Annotated in this window: 24 protein-coding genes; 20 read left to right on the top strand and 4 right to left on the bottom strand. The window is 66.5% G+C overall.

Annotated features, from left to right (window positions below; translation table 11 throughout):
* Positions 1-14: 14 nt before the first annotated feature.
* The 3 genes from CH289_RS00330 to CH289_RS00320 are packed head-to-tail and all read left to right on the top strand — an operon-like array spanning position 15 to position 2,636.
* Positions 15-407: a hypothetical protein gene (locus CH289_RS00330; RefSeq protein WP_020111142.1), complete on the top strand. Its 393-nt coding sequence runs from the start codon at positions 15-17 to the stop codon at positions 405-407.
* The gene (locus tag CH289_RS00325) at positions 404-2,263 is read left to right on the top strand and encodes a hypothetical protein (protein WP_231383796.1); all 1,860 of its coding nucleotides are present in this window, start codon (positions 404-406) and stop codon (positions 2,261-2,263) included. Before CH289_RS00330 ends, CH289_RS00325 begins: the two co-directional genes overlap by 4 nt.
* 16 nt (positions 2,264-2,279) lie before the next feature.
* A complete protein-coding gene (locus tag CH289_RS00320) occupies positions 2,280-2,636 on the top strand; it encodes a hypothetical protein (RefSeq protein WP_231383795.1) in 357 nt (118 codons plus the stop codon).
* 24 nt (positions 2,637-2,660) lie between these two features.
* Here the strand turns inward: CH289_RS00320 and CH289_RS00315 are convergent, their stop codons facing one another.
* Positions 2,661-3,515 carry a dienelactone hydrolase family protein gene (locus CH289_RS00315; RefSeq protein WP_033189918.1) on the bottom strand — a complete coding sequence of 285 codons (855 nt, stop codon included), beginning with the start codon at positions 3,513-3,515 and terminating at the stop codon, positions 2,661-2,663.
* A gap of 103 nt (positions 3,516-3,618) precedes the next feature.
* On the opposite strand from CH289_RS00315, the gene glmS reads away from it, so the two are divergent.
* The 8 genes from glmS to tsaD are packed head-to-tail and all read left to right on the top strand — an operon-like array spanning position 3,619 to position 11,981.
* Positions 3,619-5,481, top strand: a complete 1,863-nt coding sequence (gene glmS, locus CH289_RS00310) for a glutamine--fructose-6-phosphate transaminase (isomerizing) (protein ID WP_026347516.1) — start codon at positions 3,619-3,621, stop codon at positions 5,479-5,481.
* A gap of 18 nt (positions 5,482-5,499) precedes the next feature.
* The gene (locus CH289_RS00305; RefSeq protein ID WP_020111138.1) at positions 5,500-6,939 is read left to right on the top strand and encodes a bifunctional ADP-dependent NAD(P)H-hydrate dehydratase/NAD(P)H-hydrate epimerase; all 1,440 of its coding nucleotides are present in this window, start codon (positions 5,500-5,502) and stop codon (positions 6,937-6,939) included.
* Positions 6,932-8,227, top strand: a complete 1,296-nt coding sequence (gene alr, locus CH289_RS00300) for an alanine racemase (protein ID WP_020111137.1) — start codon at positions 6,932-6,934, stop codon at positions 8,225-8,227. The genes CH289_RS00305 and alr overlap by 8 nt, the downstream gene beginning before the upstream one ends.
* Positions 8,224-9,264, top strand: coding sequence for an alpha/beta fold hydrolase (locus tag CH289_RS00295; protein WP_019663601.1), 1,041 nt, complete (start codon positions 8,224-8,226; stop codon positions 9,262-9,264). Before alr ends, CH289_RS00295 begins: the two co-directional genes overlap by 4 nt.
* A gap of 34 nt (positions 9,265-9,298) precedes the next feature.
* Complete coding sequence (gene tsaE, locus CH289_RS00290) at positions 9,299-9,772, top strand: tRNA (adenosine(37)-N6)-threonylcarbamoyltransferase complex ATPase subunit type 1 TsaE (protein WP_026347517.1); 474 nt, start codon at positions 9,299-9,301, stop codon at positions 9,770-9,772.
* Between the two features lie 33 nt (positions 9,773-9,805).
* Complete coding sequence (gene tsaB, locus CH289_RS00285) at positions 9,806-10,468, top strand: tRNA (adenosine(37)-N6)-threonylcarbamoyltransferase complex dimerization subunit type 1 TsaB (protein WP_020111136.1); 663 nt, start codon at positions 9,806-9,808, stop codon at positions 10,466-10,468.
* Positions 10,465-10,941 (top strand): ribosomal protein S18-alanine N-acetyltransferase, encoded by a 477-nt coding sequence (gene rimI, locus CH289_RS00280; protein WP_019663604.1) that lies wholly within the window; start codon positions 10,465-10,467, stop codon positions 10,939-10,941. Before tsaB ends, rimI begins: the two co-directional genes overlap by 4 nt.
* Positions 10,938-11,981 carry a tRNA (adenosine(37)-N6)-threonylcarbamoyltransferase complex transferase subunit TsaD gene (tsaD, locus tag CH289_RS00275; protein ID WP_019663605.1) on the top strand — a complete coding sequence of 348 codons (1,044 nt, stop codon included), beginning with the start codon at positions 10,938-10,940 and terminating at the stop codon, positions 11,979-11,981. The genes rimI and tsaD overlap by 4 nt, the downstream gene beginning before the upstream one ends.
* Positions 11,982-11,993: 12 nt before the next feature.
* Here tsaD and CH289_RS00270 read toward each other — a convergent pair whose 3' ends face one another.
* Entirely contained in the window at positions 11,994-13,568 is a 1,575-nt protein-coding gene (locus CH289_RS00270) for an Hsp70 family protein (protein WP_020111135.1), read from the bottom strand.
* A 439-nt stretch (positions 13,569-14,007) separates the two neighbouring features.
* Between CH289_RS00270 and groES the strand changes: the two genes are divergently transcribed.
* Positions 14,008-14,307: a co-chaperone GroES gene (gene groES, locus CH289_RS00265; protein ID WP_008718149.1), complete on the top strand. Its 300-nt coding sequence runs from the start codon at positions 14,008-14,010 to the stop codon at positions 14,305-14,307.
* 98 nt (positions 14,308-14,405) lie between these two features.
* The gene (gene groL / locus CH289_RS00260; RefSeq protein WP_019663607.1) at positions 14,406-16,019 is read left to right on the top strand and encodes a chaperonin GroEL; all 1,614 of its coding nucleotides are present in this window, start codon (positions 14,406-14,408) and stop codon (positions 16,017-16,019) included.
* 75 nt (positions 16,020-16,094) lie between these two features.
* On the opposite strand, the gene CH289_RS00255 is transcribed toward groL, so the two are convergent.
* Entirely contained in the window at positions 16,095-16,388 is a 294-nt protein-coding gene (locus tag CH289_RS00255) for a WhiB family transcriptional regulator (RefSeq protein ID WP_026347518.1), read from the bottom strand.
* Positions 16,389-17,072: 684 nt separating this feature from the next.
* Here CH289_RS00255 and CH289_RS00250 point away from each other — a divergent pair.
* The 3 genes from CH289_RS00250 (at position 17,073) to CH289_RS00240 (ending at position 19,589) form a co-directional block, all read left to right on the top strand.
* Positions 17,073-17,903, top strand: a complete 831-nt coding sequence (locus tag CH289_RS00250; protein WP_026347519.1) for a hypothetical protein — start codon at positions 17,073-17,075, stop codon at positions 17,901-17,903.
* 122 nt (positions 17,904-18,025) lie between these two features.
* Positions 18,026-18,604, top strand: coding sequence for a sigma-70 family RNA polymerase sigma factor (locus CH289_RS00245; protein WP_019663610.1), 579 nt, complete (start codon positions 18,026-18,028; stop codon positions 18,602-18,604).
* Positions 18,597-19,589 carry an anti-sigma-D factor RsdA gene (locus CH289_RS00240; RefSeq protein ID WP_094726965.1) on the top strand — a complete coding sequence of 331 codons (993 nt, stop codon included), beginning with the start codon at positions 18,597-18,599 and terminating at the stop codon, positions 19,587-19,589. The genes CH289_RS00245 and CH289_RS00240 overlap by 8 nt, the downstream gene beginning before the upstream one ends.
* Positions 19,590-19,668: 79 nt before the next feature.
* Here the strand turns inward: CH289_RS00240 and CH289_RS00235 are convergent, their stop codons facing one another.
* The gene (locus tag CH289_RS00235; protein ID WP_026347520.1) at positions 19,669-20,073 is read right to left on the bottom strand and encodes a DUF5319 domain-containing protein; all 405 of its coding nucleotides are present in this window, start codon (positions 20,071-20,073) and stop codon (positions 19,669-19,671) included.
* 312 nt (positions 20,074-20,385) lie between these two features.
* Between CH289_RS00235 and guaB the strand changes: the two genes are divergently transcribed.
* From guaB to guaA, 4 genes are all read left to right on the top strand, one after another.
* Positions 20,386-21,909 carry an IMP dehydrogenase gene (gene guaB, locus CH289_RS00230; protein ID WP_170945130.1) on the top strand — a complete coding sequence of 508 codons (1,524 nt, stop codon included), beginning with the start codon at positions 20,386-20,388 and terminating at the stop codon, positions 21,907-21,909.
* Between the two features lie 53 nt (positions 21,910-21,962).
* A complete protein-coding gene (locus CH289_RS00225) occupies positions 21,963-23,102 on the top strand; it encodes a GuaB3 family IMP dehydrogenase-related protein (RefSeq protein ID WP_019663614.1) in 1,140 nt (379 codons plus the stop codon).
* A 411-nt stretch (positions 23,103-23,513) separates the two neighbouring features.
* A complete protein-coding gene (locus CH289_RS00220; protein ID WP_094708192.1) occupies positions 23,514-25,271 on the top strand; it encodes a GMC oxidoreductase in 1,758 nt (585 codons plus the stop codon).
* Positions 25,272-25,319: 48 nt separating this feature from the next.
* A complete protein-coding gene (gene guaA / locus CH289_RS00215; protein ID WP_020111133.1) occupies positions 25,320-26,909 on the top strand; it encodes a glutamine-hydrolyzing GMP synthase in 1,590 nt (529 codons plus the stop codon).
* Position 26,910: the final 1 nt, after the last annotated feature.

Below are 26,910 nucleotides of genomic sequence, written 5' to 3'. Positions count from 1 at the left end.
GATACCTGGGCACGGTGGAACCGAATGTTCTCGGGCTGCGTCGAACAGAGAAGGAGCACCGAACGGGTGCCGAGCAGTTCGTCGACATGGGGGAACGTCCGAGTATGGAAATCGACATCGAGAAGGTCGGTCGGGTGGCGGTGGAGTTGGACGCGTCCTCCCGGACGGTGGCGGATGTAGCTCTGGTGGCGACGACACTGTCGTTCGGGCCGGCCGCGGCCGGTCGTGACTACGGCGACGTCGGTCTGCGCATCGCCGCAGGGTACGACGGCGTGGAGACGGGAATTCGGCGGTGGAGCGAGGCCGTCGAGGACAATGCGGTGTCCCTGCGTGCCGTCCTCGACGCCTACCAGGCCGCCGACGGCCGGACGTCGTGGGCGATCGCGACCGCGGAAGGTCTGCGGTGAGTCCCACCGGACGCAGTGTCGACGAGATCCTCGACGCGGGGGCAGTGGGCCTTCTGTACTTCGAGAGGTACCTGCCGATCCTGCACCGACTCACAGCCGACACAGCGTGGGCGTACCCGGCCCTGTGCGCGCGGTACGACCAACAGCGTGGGCTCGACCTGGCGGTACTGTCCGAGGACGCGCGGCTTCTCGGCGACGGCGTCGTGTCGGCTCGGCGAGAGCTCGACAAGCAACGCGCACTCTTGGGCGACCTCGCGCAGGCCTGGGTCGGCTCTGCCGCGGAGTCCGCGGTTGCCGACATCGCATCGGACACGACGTTGGCCGATCAGCGTGTGCTCGCGACCGAACAGCTGGCACAGGTGCTCGGTCAGGCCGCCGAGAGGATTCGCGGAGCGGTGGAGCAGAAGGCGTCGGAGACGGCCCGGTTCGATCCGACCGTCGCGTCCGAGTGGGGAGCGATCGACGGCAAGATGCTGGAGATCGTCGAGCGTATCGACACGGTCGCGACGGTGGACCTTGCGGACCCGACGTCGTTGGATCGCGCGAAACAAGCCGCGGATGCGCTGGTGGACATGCTGCCGGTGTTCGACTGGCCTGCATCCAACGGACCGCTGTCTGCCGACTCCGCACCACGGAAGTTGATGCAGAACGCTCGGGACGTGTGCGACGAGTGGCTGCGCACGGTTCTGGTTCCCGTGGTCTCGGCTGCGTGCCGAACCTTCACGGACATCTGCTCATCCATCGATCAGGCAGTTCGGGACCACCTGACGACCGTGGCACTGGTCGCCGAAGCCGTTCGGTCCGAGCCGTTCCCGTCCGCCCCGCAGCCCCCGTGGGGTTGCGACGGTCCGAACCGACGAGCAGACGGGGGAGGGGGCACCCAGACCCTGCCTCCCGCTCAGCAGAACCCTCCCGATCCTCGGCACGACGGAGTGGTCCTGCCGGCACGCGTGCAGGAGTTCGGGCCGGACGTCGTCGACAGCCAACCGGGATCGGCTCCGATCACCCCTGGAAACGTCGCCGTTCCTGGCGATCCCGCCACCTCCGGTGAGCGCCGGATCGATCCGTCGGAGATACGCGCCGGTCTCGAGTCGCTGCTCGGTGAGGTTCCGAGCGGCAAGGACATCATCGCTGCCATCGAGCGCTCCGGCGCCGAGATGGTCGAACGTACCGAAGTGGCAATCGAGGCTCTCCTCGATCATCTGAACTCACCCGACGACGTCGGTGAAAACCCCTTGCCGCCAGCGGCATCGAACGACGCACCGCAAAGTCCGAGGCCGTCCGATGCGAGCGACCCAGCCGACACGACCGAGCGGAATCGGCCCGACGAACGACCGGATCCATCCGTCGCACAGAATCATCCGGTCTCCCCATTCGTTCCCGGACCGCCCGTCATGCCACCACCCGTTGCGGGCGGCGACGCCGAACGCGGACATGTCGAGGCTGCTTTCGACGGGCACAGTGCTCGATTGTCGTTGGCGCACAATGGGAATGTGGCGTTGCAGCTCGGAACTCCCGACGGCGAGAGTCGTCGTTTCGAACTGAAGCCGGGACCGTTCGGTCTTCCGATCGTCGAGTGCACGACGAACCCGGAGCCTCCCGCTCCCGCACCGGGGCCACCTGCGCTTCCACCGGAATCCACCGCGCTCCCCTCTGAATCCGCCGCGTCCGGAACCGGGCAGGCGCCTGCGCCGGACCTCCCACCAGCACAACTACCGACACCCGAACCGCCGACACCCGAACCACCGACACCCGAACCACCGACACCCGAACCACCGGTTACTTCAGAGCCGGACATGCCCGCACCCGCACCCGCTGGTTCCGGTGCTCGTCTGACCCAGGCGGGTCCCCTGTGACCCAGGCGGGACCGTCATGAATCAGCCCTTTCTGGATTCGGGCCGGTGGTGGCGGGAACGAATGGACCGCGCATCCCTGGAATGCGCGGAATCGATCGAGGCCGCGGGCCGCGGATACGAGGACGTCGTCAGACGTGTCCTGACGCGTGACTTCGAGGCGGACCCGGTCGCGGCGGCAGCTACAGGGCCCTCGCCGGGGTCCGACGTACATCGGCCCGCGTCGTGGGAGGAGGACGAGTACCGTACGGCGTCGTTCCTGACACCAGCGCAGCACGACCGCACTGTCCGGCCGGTGACCGGGCAGGACCGCAGTGACGGACAGAACGGACAGGAAGATCCGCACCAGGCGGAGACCAGGAGTTGGTTGGTCTGACCCGGCGGCGGTTCCGCAGCGAGTTCAGCGGCCGATCACGCCACGGATCGCGGTCAACGGGTTGGGCTTCGGCTGGTCCTGGACCGGCGCGTGCGGATCGACGACTCGCGTTCCCTTCAGCTCACCCGCTCCGGCGAGTTCGGCGTACTGCTCTTCGCCGGTGAGGTGGAACAACAGGAACGCGGTCAGGAGAGCGCGGGTGGTTCGGACGGTCGACTTCTCCGTCCCGCCGACTCCGAGGGGGCTCAGCAGTCGCCGGCCCTCGACGATTCCGTCGGACGACGCCTTGTCCAGACGCCGGAACGTCGTGGGGGAACGCAGTGCACCTGCGAGAGACACGGTGTTGTCGTTCAACGAGTCGGCCAGGGCCGCGTCACCCAGGACGATGCTCGGGATGTCGAGCGTCGCTGCCGCGTCCTCGGCGCTCGGTGCCGACGGCGCCGGGTACAGAGCAGCGACGGCCTTGACGTCCGATCGCGCTGCAGCGGTGAGTACCGCGATGCTGGCGCCCATGCCGTGGCCGGCCACCGCCAGTTTGTCCGGGTGAACGCTGATGTCTCCGGTTCCGAGCCGCACTCCGGTGACGATGTCGAGGGTTGTGGCGAGGTCGGCAGCCAGTCCGCGGTGTGACGGAACCGGTCCGCGCTCGGTGTCCGGAGCGGCGGCGACGATGCCCCACGACGCCAGGTGCTTCAGCGTGTCCGCGTACCGTTCGGCACTCAACAGCCAGCCGTGGCCGAACGCGACCGCAGGCAGGTTGTAGCCCGTGGCCGGGGTGAACACGACGCCGGGCTGGCCCGCCAACGCGAGGTTGCCGCGGAGCACTGGGTGAGGACCACGTTTCCCGAGCTGGGCGGCGAGCTTCTTCGATGTCGACACAGCGGCAACGCTATCGGATCAAGGCGGAACTGCGTGGGTACGGGGCAGAGAACGAGCAAGCGCCACGCTGATCGGGGTCCGGTGGCGGGTACCCTGAACCACCATGTGTGGAATCGTGGGATATGTCGGCCACCGCCCGGCGTTGGGTGTTGTCGTCGAAGCGCTCAGGCGCATGGAGTACCGGGGCTACGACTCTGCAGGCATCGCCATTCTGGACGGAAACGGCAACACCGCAGTCGAACGCAAGGCCGGTCGTCTCGCCAATCTCGAAGCTGAGCTCGACGAGGTCGGTGCGGAGAAGTTCGTCGGAACGTCGGGCATGGGCCACACGCGATGGGCAACGCACGGGCGGCCGACGGACCGGAACGCGCATCCGCACCGCGACGTGAGCGGCTCGGTGGCGGTCGTGCACAACGGCATCATCGAGAACTTCGGCCCCCTGCGCGCCGAGCTGGAGTCCACGGGCGTCGAGTTCTCCTCCGACACCGATACCGAGGTGGCGGTTCACCTCGTCGCCGCGGCGTATGCAGACGGCCCGACTGCGGGTGACTTCGTCGAGAGCGCCAAGAGGGTTCTCCGTCGACTCGAGGGCGCGTTCACGCTGGTCTTCACGCACTCCGATCATCCGGACACCATCGTCGCTGCTCGTCGTTCCACTCCGCTCGTCGTCGGTGTCGGCAAGGGTGAGACGTTCCTCGGATCGGATGTCGCGGCGTTCATCGAGCACACGCGTGACGCGGTGGAGCTCGGTCAGGACCAGGTGGTCGTCATCACCGCCGAGGGCTACACGATCACCGATTTCGACGGGAGCCCTGCAGAGGGCCGCCCCTTCCACATCGACTGGGATCTCGCTGCCGCCGAGAAGGGCGGTTACGACTACTTCATGCTCAAGGAGATCCAGGAACAGCCGGCCGCCGTCGCGGACACGTTGCTCGGTCACTTCGAGAATCGTCGGATCGTCCTCGACGAGCAGCGACTGTCCGATCAGGAGTTGCGTGACGTCGACAAGGTGTTCGTGGTCGCCTGCGGAAGCTCGTACCACTCCGGCCTGCTGGCCAAGTACGCGATCGAACACTGGACGAGGCTGCCGGTCGAGGTGGAACTGGCGAGCGAGTTCCGGTACCGGGATCCGGTGCTGGACAGGTCGACGCTGGTGGTGGCCATCTCCCAGTCCGGCGAGACTGCGGACACATTGGAAGCGGTGCGGCACGCGAAGGAGCAGAACGCCAAGGTACTGGCTGTCTGCAACACCAACGGATCGCAGATTCCTCGGGAGGCCGACGCGGTCGTCTACACCCGGACCGGACCCGAGATCGGAGTGGCCTCGACCAAGGCCTTCCTCGCGCAGATCACCGCGAACTACGTCGTCGGACTCGCGCTCGCCCAGGCCCGCGGTACCAAGTACCCCGACGAGGTCGCTCGCGAGTACGCCGACCTCGAATCGATGCCGGAGCTGGTGCAGCGAGTGCTCGACACCGTGGAGCCGGTACGGGTGCTCGCGCGCGAGCTCGCCCACACGCCGACGATCCTGTTCCTCGGCCGGCACGTCGGATATCCTGTGGCACTCGAGGGTGCGCTGAAGCTCAAAGAGCTGGCCTACATGCACGCGGAGGGATTCGCCGCGGGTGAACTCAAGCACGGCCCCATCGCGCTGATCGAGGACGGCGTGCCGGTCATCGTCGTGATGCCGTCGCCGAAGGGCCGCGCGGTCCTACACTCGAAACTGCTGTCCAACATCCGCGAGGTCCAGGCTCGCGGTGCGCTCACCGTCGTCATCGCAGAAGAAGGGGACGAGGCAGTCAGGCCGTTCGCGGACCATCTCATCGAGATCCCCGCCGCTCCGACCCTGCTGCAACCGTTGCTCTCGACGGTTCCGCTGCAGGTGTTCGCAGCCGAGGTGGCACAGGCTCGCGGATACGACGTCGACAAACCTCGGAACCTCGCGAAGTCCGTCACCGTCGAATAGATCCGGCAGGAAGGCATCGTGCGCAGCTACTACACACCCGACCAGGTTCGTGACGCCGAGCGTCCGCTGATGCAGTCACTGCCCGACGGTGCCCTCATGCGGCGTGCCGCGCACGGACTGGCCGGGGTGGTCGCGGCGGAACTGCACAGCAGGACTTCCGGGGTAGTCGGGCGCAACGTGTGCGTGCTCGTCGGATCGGGGGACAACGGCGGCGACGGGCTCTGGGCGGGCGCGATGCTGCGACGTCGGGGCGTGGCGGTCAGCGCTGTGCTGCTCACCCCGGAGCGCACGCACGCAGCCGGTCTCGCCGCGTTCCGCCGCGCGGGCGGGCGGATCGTGGATTCACCCGGTCGGCCGGACGTCGTCGTCGACGCCGTGGTGGGGATCTCCGGTCGTGGACCGCTGCGGCCCGAGGCCGCCGACGTGGTCTCGCGCGTGTCGGCTCCGATAGTGGCGGCCGACATTCCGAGCGGTGTCGATCCGACAACCGGTGCGGTGGACGGCCCGGCTGTCCGAGCCGACGTGACGGTGGCCTTCGGTGCGCGCAAGCCGGCCCACGTGCTGGCCGTCCCATACTGCGGCAGAGTCGACGTCGTCGAACTGGGCCTGAAACTCGGATCGCCGTACCTGCGAGCATTCGAGCCGCCCGACGTCGGTGCTCGATGGCCCGTTCCCGCCGCGACCGACGACAAGTACACGCAGGGAGTCGTCGGGGTCCTCGCGGGCAGCGCGCAGTACCCGGGCGCTGCGATCCTGTGCTCCGGAGCCGCGGTCGCTGCGACATCCGGGATGGTCAGATACGTCGGAAGCGCTGCGGCGGACGTGGTAACGCACTATCCGGAAGTCGTGGCGGCAACCGGAATGAAGGAAGCAGGACGGGTTCAGTCCTGGGTGGTCGGCCCGGGATTCGGCACCGACACCTCGTCCCGTGACGTGTTGTCGCAGGTCCTGACGTCGGACCTGCCCGTCGTCGTCGATGCCGATGCTCTCACGATCCTGTCGTCGTCGCCGGAGCTGGTTCGCGGACGCACCGCGCCGACGCTGCTGACCCCGCATGCCGGTGAGTTCGAGCGTCTGACCGGTGCGGCTCCCGGCTCCGATCGGGTCTCTGCCGTGCGGGAACTCGCGTCGACGTGGGGTGTGAGTGTTCTTCTCAAAGGTCGCGCAACCGTGATCGCGGGTCCCGACGGTGCCGTGGTGGTGAGCGATGCCGGCGGGTCGGCCGCGTCGACGGCGGGCTCGGGCGACGTGCTGGCCGGGATTCTGGGTGCCCTCCTGGCATCCGGACTGGACACGGTCACCGCGGCAGCTTGCGCGGCGCGGGTCCACGCTTTGGCCGCCGCGACAGCGGCACACGGTCGCGGCGGCGAGTTCGCCGCTCCGATCTCCGCGAGTCCGCTGCTGGGGGCAGTGTCCGACGCAATCCGAACTGTTCGTTCGGTCACAGGGCGTGCGTGATCGTTCACAGATCTCCACGGACCCGATGCACGATCGCGTCGCAGTGGTGGCACTATCGGGTGCTGTGGACAACGTGAGTGCGTCAACGGTGGATGCCGAGGAAGCGGACACCGGTGCGGGCGGGTCGGTGACGATCGACCTCGCAGCAATCGCGCACAACGTCGGTGTGCTTCGTGAACACGCGGAGAACGCCGCAACGATGGTCGTGGTGAAGGCGGACGGATACAACCACGGTGCCGTCCAGGTGGCGCGGACTGCACTCGCGGCAGGTGCCTCCGAGTTGGGAGTCACCACGGTGGGAGAGGGCATCGCACTGCGTGATGCCGGGATCACGGCGCCCATCCTGTCCTGGCTGCACCGTTCGGACACCGATTTCGCGCCCGCACTGACGGCCGGGGTCGGCATCGGAGTGTCCTCGCGCGCACAACTCGCCTCGGTCGTCGACGCCGCACGCCGCGTCGGTACCACCGCGGCAATCACGCTCAAGGTGGACACCGGACTCAACCGCAACGGGATCGAACCACAGGACCTCGACGACGTGTTGACCGTCCTCGGCGGCGCGGTCGCCGAGGGGTCCGTTCACTTTCGCGGCATGTTCTCGCACCTCGCGTGCGCCGACGAGCCCGGGCATCCGCTGAACGACCAGCAGGCGATGGTGCTGCAGGAAAGCGTCGTCAGGGCCGCAGCGGCCGGTGTACGACCCGAGATCGTTCACCTGTCCAACTCCGCCGCCACCGTGACACGGCACGATCTCCGCTTCGACATGGTCAGGCCGGGAATTGCGATGTACGGACTGTCGCCGATCCCCGAACTGGGCCAGTTCGACCTGATCCCGGCGATGACGGTGTCCGCGCAGGTGGCGCTGATCAAGAAGGTGCGGGCAGGAGACAGCGTGTCCTACGGCCACACGTGGACGTCACCCGAGGACACCGTCGTGGCGCTGATACCGATGGGCTACGCCGACGGTGTGCGACGCACACTCAGCGGTCGGTTCGACGTCACCATCGACGGCAGACGGTATCCGTCGGTCGGGCGAGTCTGCATGGACCAGTTCGTCGTGAATCTCGGACCCGACGGCGGATCCGTCGTCGAAGGCGACACGGCGGTGCTGTTCGGCGCCGGCGAGAACGACGCCCCCGTAGCGCAGGAATGGGCCGACGTACTGGACACCATTCACTACGAGGTGGTCACCGGGATAGGCGGACGGGCACGCAGACGCTACGTCGGGTCCGACTCGGCGTCGACCGAGCGACATGCCGCCGACACGACCGAGGAGGTTGCTCGGTGAAGTTGGCCGAGAGCTTCGGGATCTTCGGCAGTGTCGGGATCGCGCTGCGCGAGACTTTGCTGAGGTCCAACAAGGACCCGCTCGCAGGCGAGAACCTCGAGCTGATGGACGCCGACCGAGGATCGATCGTCATCGCCGACGACGGAGTTCCGCTGGCCGTGCGGGAAGTCGGGCCCACCGACGCGCCCATCACCGCAGTGTTCGTCCACGGGTACTGCCTGCGGATGGCGTCGTGGCACTTCCAACGTCAGGCGCTCGAGCAGGAGTGGGGCTCGAAGGTGCGCATGGTGTTCTACGACCAGCGAGGACACGGCAAGTCCGGGATCCCGACGCCGGAGAGTTGCACGATCGCCCAGCTCGGCCTCGACCTCGACGCGGTCATCCGCGCTGTCGCGCCGCGAGGACACCTGATGCTGATCGGGCATTCGATGGGTGGGATGACCGTCCTGTCCATGACAAGGCAGAAACCCGAACTGGTCCGTGAGCGGGTCGTCGGGGTCGGATTGATCTCGACGACGGCGGCAGGCCTGGCGGAGACAGGGCTCGGTCGCAGCCTCGACAACCCGGTGGTCGACGCGTTCCGGCTGGCCGTACGCACCTCGCCGGGCGTCGTACAGTTCGGCCGCGGCGCGGCGAAGACGCTCATCGCACCGGTTCTGCGCGCGGCGTCCTACGGAACGCGAGTGAGTCCGCGGCTGGTGGATTTCTCGCAGAAGATGATCGACGACACCTCTGTCGTGACCATCGTGAACTTCCTCGAGACGTTGGAACTGCACGACGAGAGCGATGCGCTCGCCGAGCTGCTGCGCATTCCGACGACGGTCGTGTGCGGCGACGACGATTGGATCATTCCGTTCGACAGTTCGGTTGCGCTCGCCGATGCACTTCCGGAAGCCGAGATGGTGCGGATTCGTCAGGCCGGCCACCTCGTTCAGCTCGAATTCCCGGACAAGGTGAACGCCGCACTGGTGCGGCTCGGAACCCGAGCCATGGAGCTGAGGGCACAGCGTCGATCCGGTAGGAGGGGCATTGTCTGACCTCACGGACCCGGGCGCGGACACCGACACGGACATGTTCGACGGCACCGAGCGCCTTCTCGAGACGGCGACCGACACCGAAGCGTTCGGACAGCAACTCGCCCGGCACCTGACCGCCGGTGACCTCGTTGTTCTCGACGGCCCCCTCGGTGCGGGCAAGACCGCGATGACACGCGGCATCGCGGCGGGTCTCGGCGTCCAGGGACGTGTCAGCTCACCGACGTTCGTCATCGCTCGCGAGCATCGACCGGGCCGGCGGGGCGAGGGCCTCGATCCGGTGACGTTGGTTCACGTCGACGCGTACCGACTGGGGATGACCGGCGAATCCGCGCTCGACGAGTTGGATGCGCTCGACCTCGATTCCGACCTCGCAGACGCCGTGGTCGTCGTCGAGTGGGGAGAGGGATTGGTGGAGAAGTTGGCCGATTCCCACATCTCCGTGCGCATCCGTCGTGATCCGGAGTCCGACACTCGTCGTGTACAGGTGCGGCGGATCGCCCAGCACTGACCCGCCGTGCTCGTGCGGGTACTCTGAGATACCGTGCTCGTTCTCGCCGTCGATACCTCCACGCCCGCTGTGACCTCCGGTGTCGTCCGATTCGAGGGCGGTGTCGCGCACACCCTCGCAGCCCGAGTCGTCGTCGATGCCAGATTGCACGCTGAGGTGTTGACGCCCAACATTCTCGAATGCCTCGCCGAGGCAAACCTGACGCCTGCAGATCTCGACGCCGTCGTCGTCGGCGTCGGCCCTGGTCCGTTCACCGGCCTGCGCGTCGGAATGGCAACCGGCGCGGCATTCGGTGATGCACTCGGCGTCCCGGTGCACGGCGTGTGCAGTCTCGATGCCATCGCGGTGCAGGTCGACACCGTGGCCGAGCTGCTCGTGGTCACCGACGCACGCCGCCGTGAAGTCTATTCGGCGCGGTACCGAGCCGGCGTGCGAGTGTCGGGCCCGGACGTGGGTGCCCCCGCTCTGGTCGATCCCGGTGACGCAACCATGATCGCCGGATCTGCGGGGCATGTCGGATTGTTCGATCTCCCTGCGGCAGAAGCCGAGTCGCCCACACCCGCGAGTCTGGTCCTGACGGCAGCCGACGGTTTGACGTCGGGAATCACCCCCGAGCCGTTGATCCCGCTGTACCTGCGCAGGCCCGATGCCAAGACGATCGCCGAGCGCGAGGCCGCAAAGGCAGCAGGCCGATGAGCGTCGACATCACCCCGATGGTCCGGTCGGATGCGCCGCGGTGCGCCGAACTCGAGGGCATCCTGTTTCCGGGTGACGACCCGTGGACCGAACAGGCGTTTCTCTCCGAACTCGCTGCGCCGCACAATCGTTACTTCGCGGCGCGAGAAGACGGAGAGCTTCTGGGGTACGCCGGAATCGCGTTGCTCGGACACGGCACCTCGGCGGAATCCGAGGTGCACACCATCGGTGTCGACCCGAGCGCGCATCGCCGCGGAATCGGTGGCGCCCTCATGGACCGACTGCTGAGCGAAGCGGATGCTCACGGCGGTTCGGTTTTTCTCGAGGTGCGCACCGACAACACACCCGCGATCGAACTGTACGTCCGAGAAGGCTTCGTGGTGGTCGGCACCCGCCGCAACTATTACCAACCCAGTGGCGCAGATGCTTACACGATGCAACGGCCCGATCCGAGGGCAGGTGCAACCGCATGAACGTGATGGGGATCGAAAGTTCCTGTGACGAAACAGGAGTCGGCATCGTTCGATGGAAGGACTCGGGAGTGTGCGAACTCCTGGCCGACGAGGTCGCCTCCAGTGTCGACGAGCACGCGCGCTACGGCGGCGTCGTTCCAGAGGTGGCGTCCCGCGCGCACCTGGAAGCAATCGTTCCGACGATGCGGCGTGCGCTCGCCGCGGCCGACCTGGATCGACCGGACGCGGTGGCCGTCACCATCGGACCCGGTCTCGCCGGAGCGCTTCTGGTGGGAGTCGCTGCAGCGAAAGCCTATGCGGCTGCCTGGGGTGTGCCGTTCTACGCGGTGAATCACCTCGGTGGACACGTCGCCGTCGACACGCTCGAACACGGGCCGATGCCGTCCTGCGTGGCGCTTCTGGTCTCCGGTGGCCACACACATCTTCTGCACGTGAACGATCTGGGCGAGCCCATCGTCGAGTTGGGGACGACCGTCGACGACGCCGCGGGGGAGGCGTTCGACAAGGTGGCCCGGCTGTTGGGCCTGGGCTACCCGGGTGGTCCGGCTCTGGACGACGCTGCGCGGCAAGGGGATCCGACCGCCATAGCGTTCCCTCGGGGTATGACCGGACCGCGCGATGCTCGATACGACTTCTCGTTCTCCGGGGTCAAGACGGCCGTGGCCCGATTCGTCGAAGCCAGGCAGCGAGCGGGAGACGCCGTTCCTGTCGCCGACGTGGCCGCCTCGTTCCAGGAGTCGGTCGCCGATGTGTTGACGATGAAGGCCGTGCGCGCCGCGACCGACGTCGGTGTCGACACCATCGTCCTCGGTGGTGGCGCCACGGCCAACTCACGCATTCGATCTCTCATCGGGTCGCGCTGTGAGCAAGCAGGTTTGACGCTCAGGATTCCACGACCGCGGCTGTGCACCGACAACGGTGTCATGATCGCGGCGCTCGGCGCCCACCTCGTCGCGCGAGGGGCCGAGCCGTCGGATCTGCGGGTGGCCACCGACCCGGGACTGCCCGTGTCCACCAGTCGGGTCACCGCTGCCCGATAGCGAACTGTCCGGTCACGCAGTCGGCGTCGTCGCTCCGCCGGCCGTATCCGATTGTGTGGTCAACGACGTGCTCGGAGCGCGCGACGGCGTCGGTTGCGCAGTGTCCTCGTCCGAAGCCCCGGCGTTCGGCGGGGGCGACCACACGGTGGTGGGAGGGCTCAAGCCCGGGGTCGTCGGCGTTCCGTTGACATCGGTGGTCGGGATACTCCCCGGAGTCGACGGAGGAGGGCTGAGTTCGGTGGACCCACCCGGTGCCGAGGTGGGCGGCTGAGGTGTTGTCACTGGCGGCGTCGTCACCGGCGGGGTGGTCACCGTCTCGCCCGGATCGTCGGTCGGCGGGGAGTCCACTCCGCCGCCGGGCGGTGATGTCGGAGACTGCGGCGCGGGCCGGGTCGTCGACTGCTCCGGCGGGCTGGCCGGCCACGGTATGACGGGGAGATCGGGAGCCGGACGCAGCGACGGCGTCGTCGATGGTCGGGTGGTGCTGCCCGACGTGTACTGCGTCGAGTCGACGACCGGCGGCCGAGGAGAACCGGTGCTGGGCGCGGCCGAGGAGCCGCGGGTGCCGGTCGGCGGCGCGCCGATCGGGTTGTCGTCTCCGGCGGGAACGTTCACGGCCTCGACGTCCTCGGACGTCGTTGCGGCCGAACCCGCGGGCGAAACGCCGGAATCGTTGCTGGGAGTGAGAGTCTGGATTCCGTAGGCCAAGACGATTCCGCCGACGAGCAAGGCCCCCGCGAGCGCAGTGCCGTAACGGCCGAACGACCGCGCACTCGAACCTCTACCGTCGGTGACGGTAGGAAAACGTCCTGGGGCGGCGTGCAACGCAAGCAGGGCCGCGCCCTGCGCGAGGACGGTGTCCGGGTCGGACGGGAGGATCACCGGAAGATCCAGCACCGACACGAGAACGGCGCGGATGGACGGGATGCGGGCCCCTCCACCGATGAGGACGACCGCCTCTGCATCGGCACCTGCGGATGCCGCGACTCGGCGTGCGAAGTGTCCGACCTTCACCACGTGTGGACGTAGTGCGGTCTCGAACTCGTCCCGGCCGTCGTCGCTTCCACCGCGTTCGAGAAGATCCCACTCCAGACGGTCCGCGAGATCACCGCCGAACTGCGACGTGCGTTCCGCATGGCGAACCTCGCCGGAGGCTGTGTCGATGACCGACGTGGTGGTCCCGGTGGCGCCGACGTCGACGACGGTCACCGTCCGGTAACGCGCGATCGAGCCCGCATCGTCGAGAAACGCATGCGCGGCGGCCGTCTCGGGCACGAGTACGACGGTATGGGTGGAGCGTCCGCACGCCGACCTGATGGATGCGGCGTGGTCCTCGGTGCGGTGGGTGACCGCGATGGCCTCGGGACGAACCCGCTCACCCGTGTGGGCACCGACGCCGTCGGGCGGCGGAGCGAGGGCCAGCACGACATCGATTGCCGACGCGACCAGATCGCCGACGTCGGTGTTGACCTCGCTGTCGGCGGAGACGGTGCGGTATTCGACCGTGCGGGAACCGTTGTCCTCTTCGATGACCAAAGCGGCACAGACGACCTCGGTGCCGGTGGATACGCCGATGGCAGTCCTCACCGTCCACCTCCCGTCCTGTCGGTCCCGTGCTGTGCCTGCGTTCGCTTCTTACGTCCGGTGGACATATCGGAGTCTCGTTATCTTAACGTTACAGAAGCGCCCAAGCGAATGTGAAACGCAGCACCGCCCCTGCGTCGAGGGCGCAGCAGGCCTCCACACGTGCGTACGAAAGTTTCCCCTGGCCTACATTTCCGCTCACAACGGCTGGTGAGTGCCGTGGTCGACGGGGTTTCGCTGCGGGCGTACGACTCGCCGACGGCCTTGCACCCTTAGGGGTTGAGTGCTGGCACTCGCGTGTATAGAGTGCTAGACAGCGATGCGCGAAGTCCCGGAACCCGCGACGACGGGAACAAGCGCAGAGCAGTGAACGTGCAGTACAAACACAGCAGTCCGGGGATCCGACCCCGGACGCGTACCCCATAACAATGGAGGGCTCAACGTGGCGAGCGTGAAAATCAAGCCGCTCGAGGACAAGATCCTCGTCCAGGCCAACGAGGCCGAGACGACGACCGCCTCCGGTCTGGTCATCCCCGACACAGCCAAGGAGAAGCCTCAGGAAGGCACCGTCGTCGCTGTCGGCGAAGGCCGTGTCACCGAGAAGGGCAACCGGATCCCGGTCGACGTCAAAGAAGGCGACACCGTCATCTACAGCAAGTACGGCGGCACCGAGATCAAGTACGCCGGCGAGGAGTACCTGATCCTGTCGGCACGTGACGTGCTGGCTGTCATCGCCAAGTAGGCCGTAAACGCTTCCCGCCCCGGAACCCGATTTCGATTCGGTCCCGGGGCGGAGTGCGTTCAATCGAGTTCACTGACTCGAAGGAGTAATACCGAAACATGGCAAAGCAAATCCAATTCAACGAGGAAGCCCGCCGGGCCCTCGAGCGTGGCGTCGACAAATTGGCCGACGCCGTCAAGGTGACGCTCGGACCGCGCGGACGACACGTGGTGCTCGCCAAGGCATTCGGTGGCCCCACGGTCACCAACGACGGCGTTTCCATCGCCCGCGAGATCGACCTCGAAGACCCGTTCGAGAACCTCGGCGCGCAGCTCGTCAAGAGCGTCGCCACCAAGACCAACGACGTTGCGGGCGACGGCACCACCACGGCCACCGTGTTGGCGCAGGCACTCGTGCGCGGGGGCCTGAAGAACATCGCGGCGGGCGCCAACCCGATCGCACTCGGTTCCGGTATCGCCAAGGCGGCCGACAAGGTTGCCGAGGCACTGCTCGCGGCAGCGACACCCGTCGAGGGCAAGGAAGCAATCGCGCAGGTCGCCACGGTGTCCTCGCGTGACCCGGAGATCGGCGAGCTCGTGGGTGAAGCACTCACTCGCGTCGGCGCCGACGGCGTCGTCACCGTCGAGGAGTCCTCGACGCTGAGCACCGAGCTGTCGGTCACCGAGGGCGTCCGCTTCGACAAGGGCTACCTGTCGCCGTACTTCGTCACCGACGTCGACTCGCAGCAGGCTGTGCTCGAGGACGCCTACGTCCTGCTGCACCGCGACAAGATCACCTCCCTTCCCGACTTCCTTCCCCTGCTGGAGAAGGTCGCCGAGAGCGGAAAGCCTCTGCTGATCATCGCCGAGGACACCGAGGGTGAAGTCCTGTCCACGCTGGTCGTGAACTCGATCCGCAAGACCATCAAGGCAGTTGCAGTCAAGGCACCGTTCTTCGGCGACCGCCGCAAGGCGTTCCTCGACGACCTGGCTGTCGTGACGGCCGGTACGGTCATCACCGCCGATGTCGGCCTCAGCTTGAAGGAAGCAGGCCTCGAGCTGCTCGGAACCGCTCGCCGCGTCGTCGTCACCAAGGACGACACGACGATCGTCGACGGTGCAGGCACGCAGGCGGACATCGACACCCGCGTCGCCCAGCTGCGTCGTGAAATCGAAGCAACCGATTCCGAATGGGACCGCGAGAAGCTCGAAGAGCGTCTGGCGAAGCTGTCCGGCGGAGTTGCCGTCATCAAGGTCGGCGCGGCAACCGAGACCGAGCTGAAGGAACGCAAGTTCCGCGTCGACGACGCCGTGAATGCAGCCAAGGCTGCTGTCGAGGAGGGCATCGTCCCCGGCGGCGGTTCGGCACTGACACAGGCTGCGTTGTCGCTCGCGGACAACCTCGGTCTGACGGGTGACGAAGCGACCGGTGTCGCTGTTGTGCGTACTGCACTCAACGCGCCGCTGTTCTGGATCGCCACCAATGCGGGCATCGACGGATCCGTCGTGGTCAGCAAGGTCGCGGCACTCGACAAGGGCCACGGCTTCAACGCCGCGACCCTGACCTACGGTGACCTGCTCGCCGACGGTGTCGTCGATCCGGTCAAGGTGACCCGTTCTGCGGTCGTCAACGCAGCGTCCGTTGCGCGGATGATTCTCACGACCGAGAGTGCTGTCGTCGAGAAGCCTGCCGAGGAAGAGGAGCCTGCGGCCGGACACGGCCACAGTCACTGATTCTCTGTATCTCGCAGCACGAGAAGCGGGGCCTTTCCTTCGAAGGAAAGGCCCCGCTTCTCGTATGTGGTCCTGCTACACCGCGATTCGTCGACGGTTGTGGCGTGCGTACATCTCCCGCTCGGTCTCGGACATTCCGCCCCAGATTCCATAGGGTTCCGAGACGCTGAGCGCGTGGGACCTGCACTGTGCGAGAACCGGGCAGGTTCGGCACATCTCCTTGGCACGCATCTCACGCTGAGCACGTGCTCGGCCGCGTTCGCCGTCCGGATGGAAGAACATCGACGAGTCGACGCCACGGCACAAACCGTGCATCTGCCAATCCCAGATATCTGCATTGGGCCCAGGGAGGTGATTCGGCTGCGGCATGAGAACTCCTAGGGTGTCTGCTCGCCGCAACGGATGCGGCGACGCTCCTGTGGAAGACAGAAGAAATGCGAATTCGTGGTTTCGTCCGGCGGCGGCGCCGAACTTGTGGTGAACTCGTTCCGCGAGATACTGCAATCGCGGTTGTCGTGAACAACGCCAACGTTATTCGTGGCGATGAAATCGAGTCAATAGGCCATCGCCGTGGCGAGGTGCATAGTCGTATCTCGAGAAATTAACGCGGGCGACATTTACTTCGACACAACTTCATGGGTCGATTCGTTGAGGAGTTCTCGATCGCAGCATGAACAGCGGTCTGACGGACTTCGGTCACGATCGAAAGCAAAGGGCACTGGCCTGCAGGTTCGTGGTCGTGTCGGAAGAAGGATCGCGGAATTCGTCTGCCGGATTCGAACGACTCGATCAGGTCGCGAGCAACACTGGTCCCCGGGTAGTGAATCCCGCGATTAACCTTACGGCTACATTCTCGTCAGAAAGCGCTCATCAAATGCATCCCGGGAGCGCATGTTAATTCCGTGAAACAAACGAGAATGTCGCGCGACGGATTCGACGATATTCGGCGATGGGCACGAAGCGGCCAGGAGTATCCATCCATTCGACGGTGAACCGAGAGGAATGCCGAGCCTCACGGTCGCAGGGGCCGCTCCGGGTCGTAACGTCGACACGATGGACGATCGGCTTCATCGCGCTGCCTGGGGCACCGAACCCGGTATGTGGCCACTGCCCGCTGCATCGACCGTCCGCGAGCGGTGGGACCGCGCCGTCGCACTCGGTGGGCAAGGCAGGTACCTCGCCGCGTCGGCCGAGCTCGATGCGGCTGCGCTGTCGGGCCCTGTTCCACCGTCTCTGCGGTCGCAGATGTATTCGACTCGCGCATCATGGATACGGCAGAGGGGAGTGCACAGTGCAGCGGCGCGGGTGGACGGGACGGCGATCGCTGCGGTCGGGCTCGACGAGCGCAGTTCTCCGTCGGGTGAGGACGGCAATGAGGCTGCTGTCGTTCGTGCGCGAGCGGATGCTCTCGTCGGCCTTGCCGCGGACGCCCTCGGCGTAGGCAGATTCGGCACCGCGGACGCGCTGCTGACTCGATGCGAGCACATCGTGGCGCGAGATGGGCGCGAGGACGTTCTGTGGCGTCAACATCTGAGGCTCGGGTGGGTCCGCGCGGAACTCGCGATGTTCTCGGGAAAAGGGCCCGACGCGGTCCGGCATGCGCTCGACGCGCGCGGGCGTGCCGACGAGATCGATTCGTTACGCCACATCGTCAAGACCGACCTCGTGCTGGCTGCCGCCTACAGCTCCGTGGGAGATCTGTCACGAAGTGGTGACGGCGCCCAGCGTGTACTCGATGCCTGCGAGGTGCACGGACTCCTACCGTTGCGCTGGGCGGCAGCGATGTTGTGGAGCGGCGTCGGGGGAGGAGCGGCCGCGCAGTCGGTCGCGCGGGAGTGCGAGGCGGAGCTGGCTCGGCGCGGTGGTCGGTTCACGGCCGTGTGAAGTCACGGACCGAGTGGTTCGATCGAGTGGGGTGAAGGTCGCTATCCTTACTAGGTTCCACTTCGGGTGGAAGCGCTGTCGAGATGCGGCGGCGTCACTGTAACGCGGGGAATCCTTGAGCGATGAACAACACGGGTGAGGAGTTGGACTCCTTCGTCGCTGCCGCAGCGCAGGGCGAGCGAGCCGCACTCTCCCGAGTTCTGGAAATCATCCGTCCGCTCGTGGTGCGGTACTGCCGCGCACGTGTGGGCTCCGCCGAGCGTGGTCAGCTCTCGGCGGACGACGTGGCTCAGGAGGTCTGCTTGGCAGTCATGACCGCCCTGCCGCGTTATCAGGACCAGGGCCGACCGTTCATGGCCTTCGTGTACGGCATTGCCGCCCACAAGGTCGCCGACGCACATCGAAGCGCCTCCCGTAACAAATCGGACCCGGCCGCCGAAGTACCAGATGTCGTGTCGACGGAACACGGACCGGAGCAGCGAGCTCTGGACTCCGAGTCGAGTAGACAGATGACCGCCCTGCTGGACACCTTGCCCGCCAAGCACCGAGAGATTCTGGTGCTCCGACTCGTCGTCGGATTGTCGGCCGAGGAAACGGCAGCGGCAGTGGGTAGTACCGCAGGTGCCATCCGCGTGGCTCAACACCGAGCCATCGCGAAACTGAAGAACGAAGTTGTGAAAGCGGGTGAAATGTATGGCTAGGAACAACGGCCGTGATGGCATTCCCCGTATCGGCCGCCCGGATGGTTCCACGCCATCCGAGGATTCTCTCGACAGCACCCTCGTGGGTTCGAGTCCGGTGGACATCGCAGCGGTACGCCGAGACGAGGAATTCATCGAGGCAATCCGTGGCGACGGACCGATCGCGACGGACGACGCGGACGAGTACCAGCTCGCTCTGCTCCTCGCCAACTGGCGTGCAGAAGTCGTCCACCCCGCGCTCCCCGCAGGTCCCGACCTCGACGAAGTGGCGGCAGCCGTCGATCAGGAGATTGCCGCGACAGGGCTACGCCGCAAGGCGTCGAGCCGCGGACGTCAGCGTCTGCTCCGCCCGGTAGCGGGCGCCGCAGCGGCGATCGCGCTGGTGATGGGCGGCTTGGTCGTCTTCTCCTACAACTCCTCACCGGGCGACGCGCTGTGGAGCGTCAAGTCCGTGGTGTTCTCGCAGCAAGCAGATTCGACCGTCGCGCAGATCGACACGACGTCGAAGCTCGAGCAGGCAGAACAGCTGATCGCAGCAGGCGACGTCGAAGGTGCACAGGCTCTGCTCGACGGTGCGTCGGGTGCGGCCGGCGCGGTCACCGACGACGCGCAGCGCACGGATCTGGAGATCTGGCTGCAGCGGTTGATCGAGCAACTCCAGACGATCATCCCGACGATTCCTCCGCAGTTGCCCCTACCGGTCGATCCGACGTTGCCTGCGCCCGTTCAGAGTGCACCCGAGTTGGGCTCGGTTCCGGTCACCACGGATCCGCTGCCTCCGCCGGTCTCCGGCACGGTCGACCCGTCGCAGGTTCCTTCGACCAGCGATCCGGTTCTCCCGACGACCGAGCCGCCCGCAGTCACCACGACGCCTCCCGGGCCGACGATTCTGAATCAGACCGGTGAGACGACGGCTACGGCCAGCGGTTCGAGTGACGGTACATCTGCTCCCCGGATCGACACGCTGGACACCAACGGAGGCTGATCGCCCTCCGGCCCTGCACCGCATACGACTGATGCCCTACACGAAAATCGTGTAGGGCATCAGTCGTATGATCGGGTGACTAGTTCTCGAAACCGTCGCCGTGCAGAGCGTCGTTCATGGACGCGTCCGCGTATCCGCGGCAGTAGTCCCATGTGACGTACGCATCGGGAACGGGGTCGTACGCAGGCTCGTGGGGACGAACGGTCCCGTCGACCAGGAGCTGGAGAAGGTTGGCTCGCAACATGTCCCAGTCGTGGTAGTGATCCTGCTGGCAGTCCTCGCAGCACACCACGAGTCCGCGAATACCGCGGTGTCCGAGGAGTGCCTCGTACACCGCGAGATCGGCGAGGTCTTCCTCGACGGCGAGCCGCTCCTGGGGGTCCAGAGGCTGGCCGGGCTCGATTGCATCGAGGGCGGCCGAGGGGTCGGCGGGGTCACCGGCGAAGGGATCCGGCGGTAAACCTGGAGGCAGTTGATCGCGCACGCCTCCACGGTACGCAGGACTGGTGGGTCTGCGCCAGCCGTTCACGCTTCGTGTCGACGCGCGACGAGGTCCACCGGGCGGCCGATCGGCCGCAGTCGGGGTGCGGTCGACCTGCTCGAACGACGCCGTCCGGTGCGCGTTCACGAGCGAACGGCGGAGCCGATACCATGTGTGCAGGCGCTGAGCGAGCGTACGCGTCCATGTTTTTTCGTCCGCACTGTCTCCATCCGCTTTCGAACACGCCGTCTTCTCCGGTGCACCGCCCGCGCGCTGCGAGAAGGGCACACAGGCTCTAGGGAGGGCCAGATCCGCATGAGTAGTTCCGGAGCCCACGTCCGTACCGGTGGCGACGACCCCAACAAGGTCGCCATGCTCGGTTTGACCTTCGACGATGTTCTGCTGTTGCCCGCTGCGTCGGACTTGATTCCCAGCGCCGTGGACACCTCCAGTCAACTCACCCGCGAGATCCGTCTGCGCGTCCCACTGGTCAGTTCCGCGATGGACACCGTCACCGAGGCGCGCATGGCCATCGCCATGGCCCGCGCGGGTGGCATGGGCGTCCTGCATCGCAACCTGTCACTGCAGGATCAGGCGTCCCAGGTGGAAACCGTCAAGCGGTCCGAGGCGGGCATGGTCACCGACCCGGTCACCTGCAAGCCCACCGACACACTCGCCGAGGTCGACGCGATGTGCGCACGGTTCCGCATCTCGGGTCTGCCGGTGACCGACGAGACCGGTGCCCTCGTCGGCATCATCACCAACCGTGACATGCGTTTCGAGGTCGACCAGAACCGCCGCGTCGCCGACGTGATGACCAAGGCACCGCTCATCACCGCGCGCGAGGGCGTCACCGCCGAGGCAGCTCTCGGTCTTCTCCGTCGGCACAAGATCGAGAAACTCCCCATCGTCGACGGACAGGGCGCTCTCACCGGACTGATCACGGTCAAGGACTTCGTCAAGACCGAGCAGCACCCCCTCGCCACCAAGGACCGCGACGGGCGCCTGCTGGTCGGAGCGGCAGTGGGTGTCGGGCAGGACGCGTGGTCGCGTTCCATGGCGCTCACCGACGCCGGTGTCGACGTGCTCATCGTCGACACCGCGCACGGGCACAACTCGTCGGTGCTCGAGATGGTCAGCAAGCTGAAAGCCGAAGTAGGAGAACGCGTCCAGGTCGTCGGCGGCAACATCGCGACCCGCGCGGGCGCATTGGCACTCGTCGAGGCAGGCGCGGACGCGGTCAAGGTCGGCGTCGGTCCCGGCTCGATCTGCACCACCCGCGTCGTCGCAGGCGTCGGCGCCCCGCAGATCACCGCGATCCTCGAGGCGGTCGCCGCGTGCAAGGCGCACGGTGTTCCGGTCATCGCCGACGGTGGTCTCCAGTTCTCCGGCGACATCGCCAAGGCGTTGGCTGCGGGCGCGTCGACGGCCATGCTCGGCTCGTTGCTGGCAGGTACGGCCGAGTCGCCGGGCGAGTTGATTCTCGTCGGTGGCAAGCAGTTCAAGAGCTACCGCGGCATGGGTTCGCTCGGGGCGATGCAGGGACGCGGAGCGGCCAAGTCGTTCTCCAAGGACCGTTACTTCCAGGACGACGTCCTCGCCGAGGACAAGCTCGTCCCCGAAGGCATCGAAGGCCGGGTCCCGTACCGCGGACCGCTGTCCCAGGTCATCCATCAGCTGACCGGTGGTCTCCGTGCCGCGATGGGATACACCGGGTCCAACTCCATCGAGGAACTGCAGGAGGCGCAGTTCGTGCAGATCACCGCTGCCGGACTGAAGGAAAGCCACCCGCACGACATCACGATGACCGCGGAAGCTCCCAACTACACCGTGCGCTGACTTCGCTCGCATCGGCCTGAACTCAAGACGAACTCCTAGGGAAAGGGGCGCGCGTGCGCGACCTCGTTGAAATCGGCATGGGCAGAGAAGCCCGTCGCACCTACCAGCTCGACGACATCGACATCGTGCCCTCGCGCCGTACTCGGTCGTCGAAGGAGGTGTCCACGGCCTGGCAGCTCGACGCCTACCGATTCGACATTCCGGTCCTGGCTCATCCGACCGACGCGTTGGTGTCGCCGGAATTCGCGATCGAGCTCGGCAAGCAGGGTGGCCTCGGCGTCATCAACGGCGAGGGGTTGTGGGCTCGCCACACGGACGTCCAGGCCAAGCTCGACGAGCTGGTCGCGATCGCCGAGAACGACTTCGACGCCGACGCTCCCGTCGCATTCCTGCAGAAGCTGCACGCAGCACCGCTGCAACCGGACCTCCTCGCTGCCGCCGTCGCGCAGGTCCGCGCAGCCGGTGTCACCGTCGCGGTCCGCGTCAGCCCGCAGAGCGCCAAGAACCTGACGCCTGCGCTGGTCGCAGCCGGTATCGATCTGCTCGTCATCCAGGGCACCATCATCTCCGCGGAGCACGTGGCGCACGGCGACGAGGAGCCGCTCAACCTCAAGACGTTCATCGCCGAGCTCGACGTACCGGTCATCGCCGGTGGCGTCAGCGATCACCGCACCGCGCTGCACCTGATGCGCACCGGCGCTGCCGGAGTCATCGTCGGCTACGGGTCGGTCGAGGGAGGCACCACCACCGGTGAAGTTCTCGGCATCGGTGTACCCATGGCAACGGCCATCGCGGACGCTGCGGCAGCTCGTCGGGACTACCTCGACGAGACCGGCGGCCGCTATGTTCACGTCATCGCCGACGGCGACATCACCACGTCGGGCGGCCTGGCCAAGGCAATCGCGTGCGGTGCGGACGCCGCCGTGCTCGGTGCTCCTCTCGCGGCGGCAGCAGAGGCGCCCGGTGGCGGTTGGTACTGGCCCTCCGCGGCAGCGCACCCGTCGATGCCGCGAGGCGCACTCCTGCCCGTCGCAGCCGGTGAGCGCCCGAGCCTCGACCAGGTCCTGCACGGTCCGTCGAGCGAGCCCTACGGTTCGATCAACCTCGTCGGAGGTCTGCGCCGGTCCATGGCGAAGTCGGGTTACTCGGATCTCAAGGAATTCCAGAAAGTCGGCCTGAACGTCCGAGCCTGACCCTCTCTGTCCCACGTTCGACAGCGCGCACCCCGAATCGGGGTGCGCGCTTCGTCGTTTGCTGGGGAACTCGGGTGCCGGGTGGGAGCGAACGTGACGTTCGGTCACCTGGGGGCCCGGGAGCGCGGGTTGCAGCGAGTGCGCGGGTTGCAGTGCGCGCGTGGGCTGAAAGCCGCGCGTTCGGGGGCCGAGAGTGAGCGAACGTGACGTTCGGTCACCTGGGGCAGCGCGGAGTGAGCCTTACCTCAGTTGGTGATACTTGGAGTTACAGCTACAGTGGCTTGTGTCAACTGTCACAGGGTTGTTGTCAGTTCGCCGCTGCTGTCATCTAGAGTGTGGTCGCAGTCACATCGAGGTGGTGCGCGGTGCGGCGGAGCTGGCTGAGTAACGCACGAGGCGCGGAGGTCAACAGTGGAGACACGGACAGCTGGGACACAGGCTCGCACGACCGACTACGACGTTCTGATCGTCGGGTCCGGTTTCGGCGGAAGCGTCACGGCGCTGCGCTTGGTCGAGAAGGGCTACAAGGTAGGCATCCTCGAGGCCGGACGGCGCTACGAGGACAAGGATTTCGCCAAGACCAGCTGGGACCTGAAGCGGTTCCTGTGGGCGCCCAAGCTCGGGTGCTACGGCATCCAGCGTGTTCACCTGCTGCGTGACTGCCTCATTCTGGCCGGTGCAGGGGTGGGCGGCGGTTCGCTGAACTACGCGAACACCCTGTACCAGCCGCCGGAGCCGTTCTTCAAGGACAAGCAGTGGGCGCACATCACCGACTGGAGCAGCGAGCTCGGTCCGTTCTACGACCAGGCGACGCGCATGCTCGGTGTCGTGCGTAACCCGCACATGACACCCGCCGACGAGGTCATGAAGTCCGTCGCCGAGGACATGGGCGTCGGGGACACGTTCATTCAGACACCGGTCGGCGTGTTCTTCGGCGACGAGCCGGGCAAGAAGGTCGGCGACCCGTACTTCGGCGGCGTCGGTCCCGAGCGCACCGGGTGCATCGAGTGTGGTGAGTGCATGACCGGGTGTCGCCACGGCGCCAAGAACACACTGCTGAAGAACTACCTCGCCCTTGCCGAGCGCGCCGGAGCCGAGATCGTCCCGATGACGACGGTGACAGGTCTTCGTGCTCTGCCCGACGGCACGTGGGACGTCGCCACCGAGCGAACCGGCGCGTGGGTTCGCAAGCACCCCAAGACCTACACCGCGTCGCACGTCGTCCTGGCCGCGGGCACGTGGGGTACGCAGAATTTGCTGCACAAGATGAAGGACACCGGCGCACTGCCGCGTCTGTCCGACAAGCTCGGTGAATTGACGCGTACCAACTCCGAATCCATCGTCGGTGCCGCCAAGTTGAAGGTCGACCCGGAGATGGATCTGACCAGGGGAGTGGCGATCACGTCGTCGTTCCACCCGTCGTCGAACACCCACATCGAACCGTGCCGCTACGGCAAGGGTTCCAACGCGATGGGCCTGTTGCAGACGCTGATGACCGACGGGGGTGGGCGCATTCCGCGATGGCTCAAGTTCGTTTTCGCGCTGCTGGCTCATCCGCTCGACTTCCTGCGGGTGGTGAACACCAAGAACTGGAGCGAGCGCACGATCATCGCGCTCGTGATGCAGAACCTCGACAACTCGATCACCACCTTCACCAAGCGTGGGCTGTTCGGTCGCAAGGTGTCCAGCAAGCAGGGACACGGCGAACCGAACCCGACGTGGATCCCTGAGGGCAACGACGCGACGCGGCGTATAGCGAAGAAGATCGGGGGCGTCGCGGGCGGCACATGGGGTGAGCTGTTCAACATTCCGTTGACCGCTCACTTCCTCGGTGGCTGCGCCATCGCGTCCGACGCCGAGCACGGCGTCATCGACCCGTATCACCGCGTCCACGGGTACCCGACGATGTTCGTCGTCGACGGGTCGTCCGTGTCGGCCAACCTCGGCGTGAATCCGTCGCTGACCATCAGTGCTCAGGCGGAGCGTGCAGCGGCGCTGTGGCCCAACAGGGGTGAGCAGGATCTACGGCCGCGCCAGGGTCTCGCTTACGAACGGATCGAGCCGATCGCTCCCAACGCTCCGGTGGTGCCGGTGTCCGCGCCCGCAGCGTTGCGTCTGCCCATCGTCGAGATCCGCTCTCCGAAACCCGCCACCACCGGTGCCGCGTAAGAAGATGCTGCGTGGAACCAGCCTGTCGCGCGCCACTAGACTGTTCCGGTGACCGCATCGCAGCAGCCTGATCCCGCCCTGCCTCGGCCCGTTCTCGTAGTCGACTTCGGTGCCCAGTACGCCCAGCTCATCGCGCGTCGTGTGCGTGAGGCGAATGTGTATTCCGAGGTGATCTCGCATACCGCGACCGTCGAGGAGATTGCAGCCAAGAACCCGGTTGCACTCGTTCTGTCCGGCGGGCCGTCGAGTGTGTACGCCGAGGGCGCGCCTGCTCTCGACGCGAAGGTGTTCGATCTCGATCTTCCGGTCTTCGGTATCTGCTACGGCTTCCAGGCGATGGCGCAGGCACTCGGCGGAACCGTCGCGCACACGGGGACTCGTGAGTACGGCCGGACGCAGCTGTCCGTCGATGGCGGTGTCCTGCACGACGGTCTTCCTGCGACGCAGCCGGTGTGGATGAGTCACGGTGATGCTGTGACGGAGGCTCCGGAAGGGTTCACGGTCACGGCGACGAGCGCCGGCGCTCCCGTGGCTGCGTTCGAGAACGCCGAGCGCAGGCTCGCCGGTGTCCAGTACCACCCCGAGGTGCTGCATTCGCCGCACGGTCAGCAGGTCCTCGGTCGGTTCCTGCACGAGACAGCCGGAATCAAGGCGGAGTGGACGGCGGCCAACATCGCCGACGCATTGATCGAGCAGATCCAGGAGCAGGTCGGGCCGGACGGTCACGCCATCTGCGGACTGTCCGGGGGTGTGGATTCCGCGGTTGCGGCAACCTTGGTGCAGCGTGCGATCGGTGACCGTCTGACGTGTGTGTTCGTCGACCACGGTCTGCTGCGAGAGGGCGAGCGGGAGCAGGTCCAGCAGGACTTCGTCGCGTCGACCGGCGCCAAGCTGGTCACCGTCGATGCGGTCGACACGTTCCTCGGTGCCCTCGACGGCGTCTCCGATCCCGAGGAGAAGCGCAAGATCATCGGCCGCGAATTCATTCGTAGCTTCGAGGGTGCTGTCGCTGAGGTGTTGGGTGACAACGCTGCTCAGGGTGCGGAGGTTCAGTTCTTGGTGCAGGGCACGCTGTACCCGGACGTGGTCGAGTCCGGTGGGGGATCCGGCACCGCCAACATCAAGAGCCACCACAACGTCGGCGGTCTGCCGGACGATCTGCAGTTCGACCTCGTCGAGCCTCTTCGTACCTTGTTCAAGGACGAGGTCCGGGCAGTGGGCCGCGAGTTGGGTCTTCCCGAGGAAATCGTCGGCCGCCAGCCCTTCCCCGGGCCCGGTCTGGCCATTCGCATCGTCGGCGAGATCACGCGAGACCGATTGGCCACGTTGCGCCAGGCCGATTCGATCGTCCGTGAGGAACTGACCGCGGCGGGCTTGGATCAGCAGATCTGGCAGTGCCCCGTGGTCCTGCTCGCGGATGTGCGCAGCGTCGGCGTTCAGGGTGACGGCCGGACGTACGGCCATCCCATCGTCTTGCGCCCGGTATCGAGCGAGGATGCGATGACGGCGGACTGGACGAGGTTGCCGTACGAGGTGTTGGAAACCATTTCGACCCGGGTGACCAACGAGGTTCCGGAGGTCAACCGAGTCGTTCTCGACGTGACGAGCAAGCCGCCGGGCACCATCGAGTGGGAGTGAG

This window comes from Rhodococcus sp. RS1C4, from assembly GCF_002258225.1.
Lineage (GTDB): Bacteria > Actinomycetota > Actinomycetes > Mycobacteriales > Mycobacteriaceae > Rhodococcoides > Rhodococcoides fascians_E.
The sequence above is the reverse complement of the archived record's forward strand: the minus strand, read 5'-3'. Positions and strand labels throughout refer to the sequence as shown.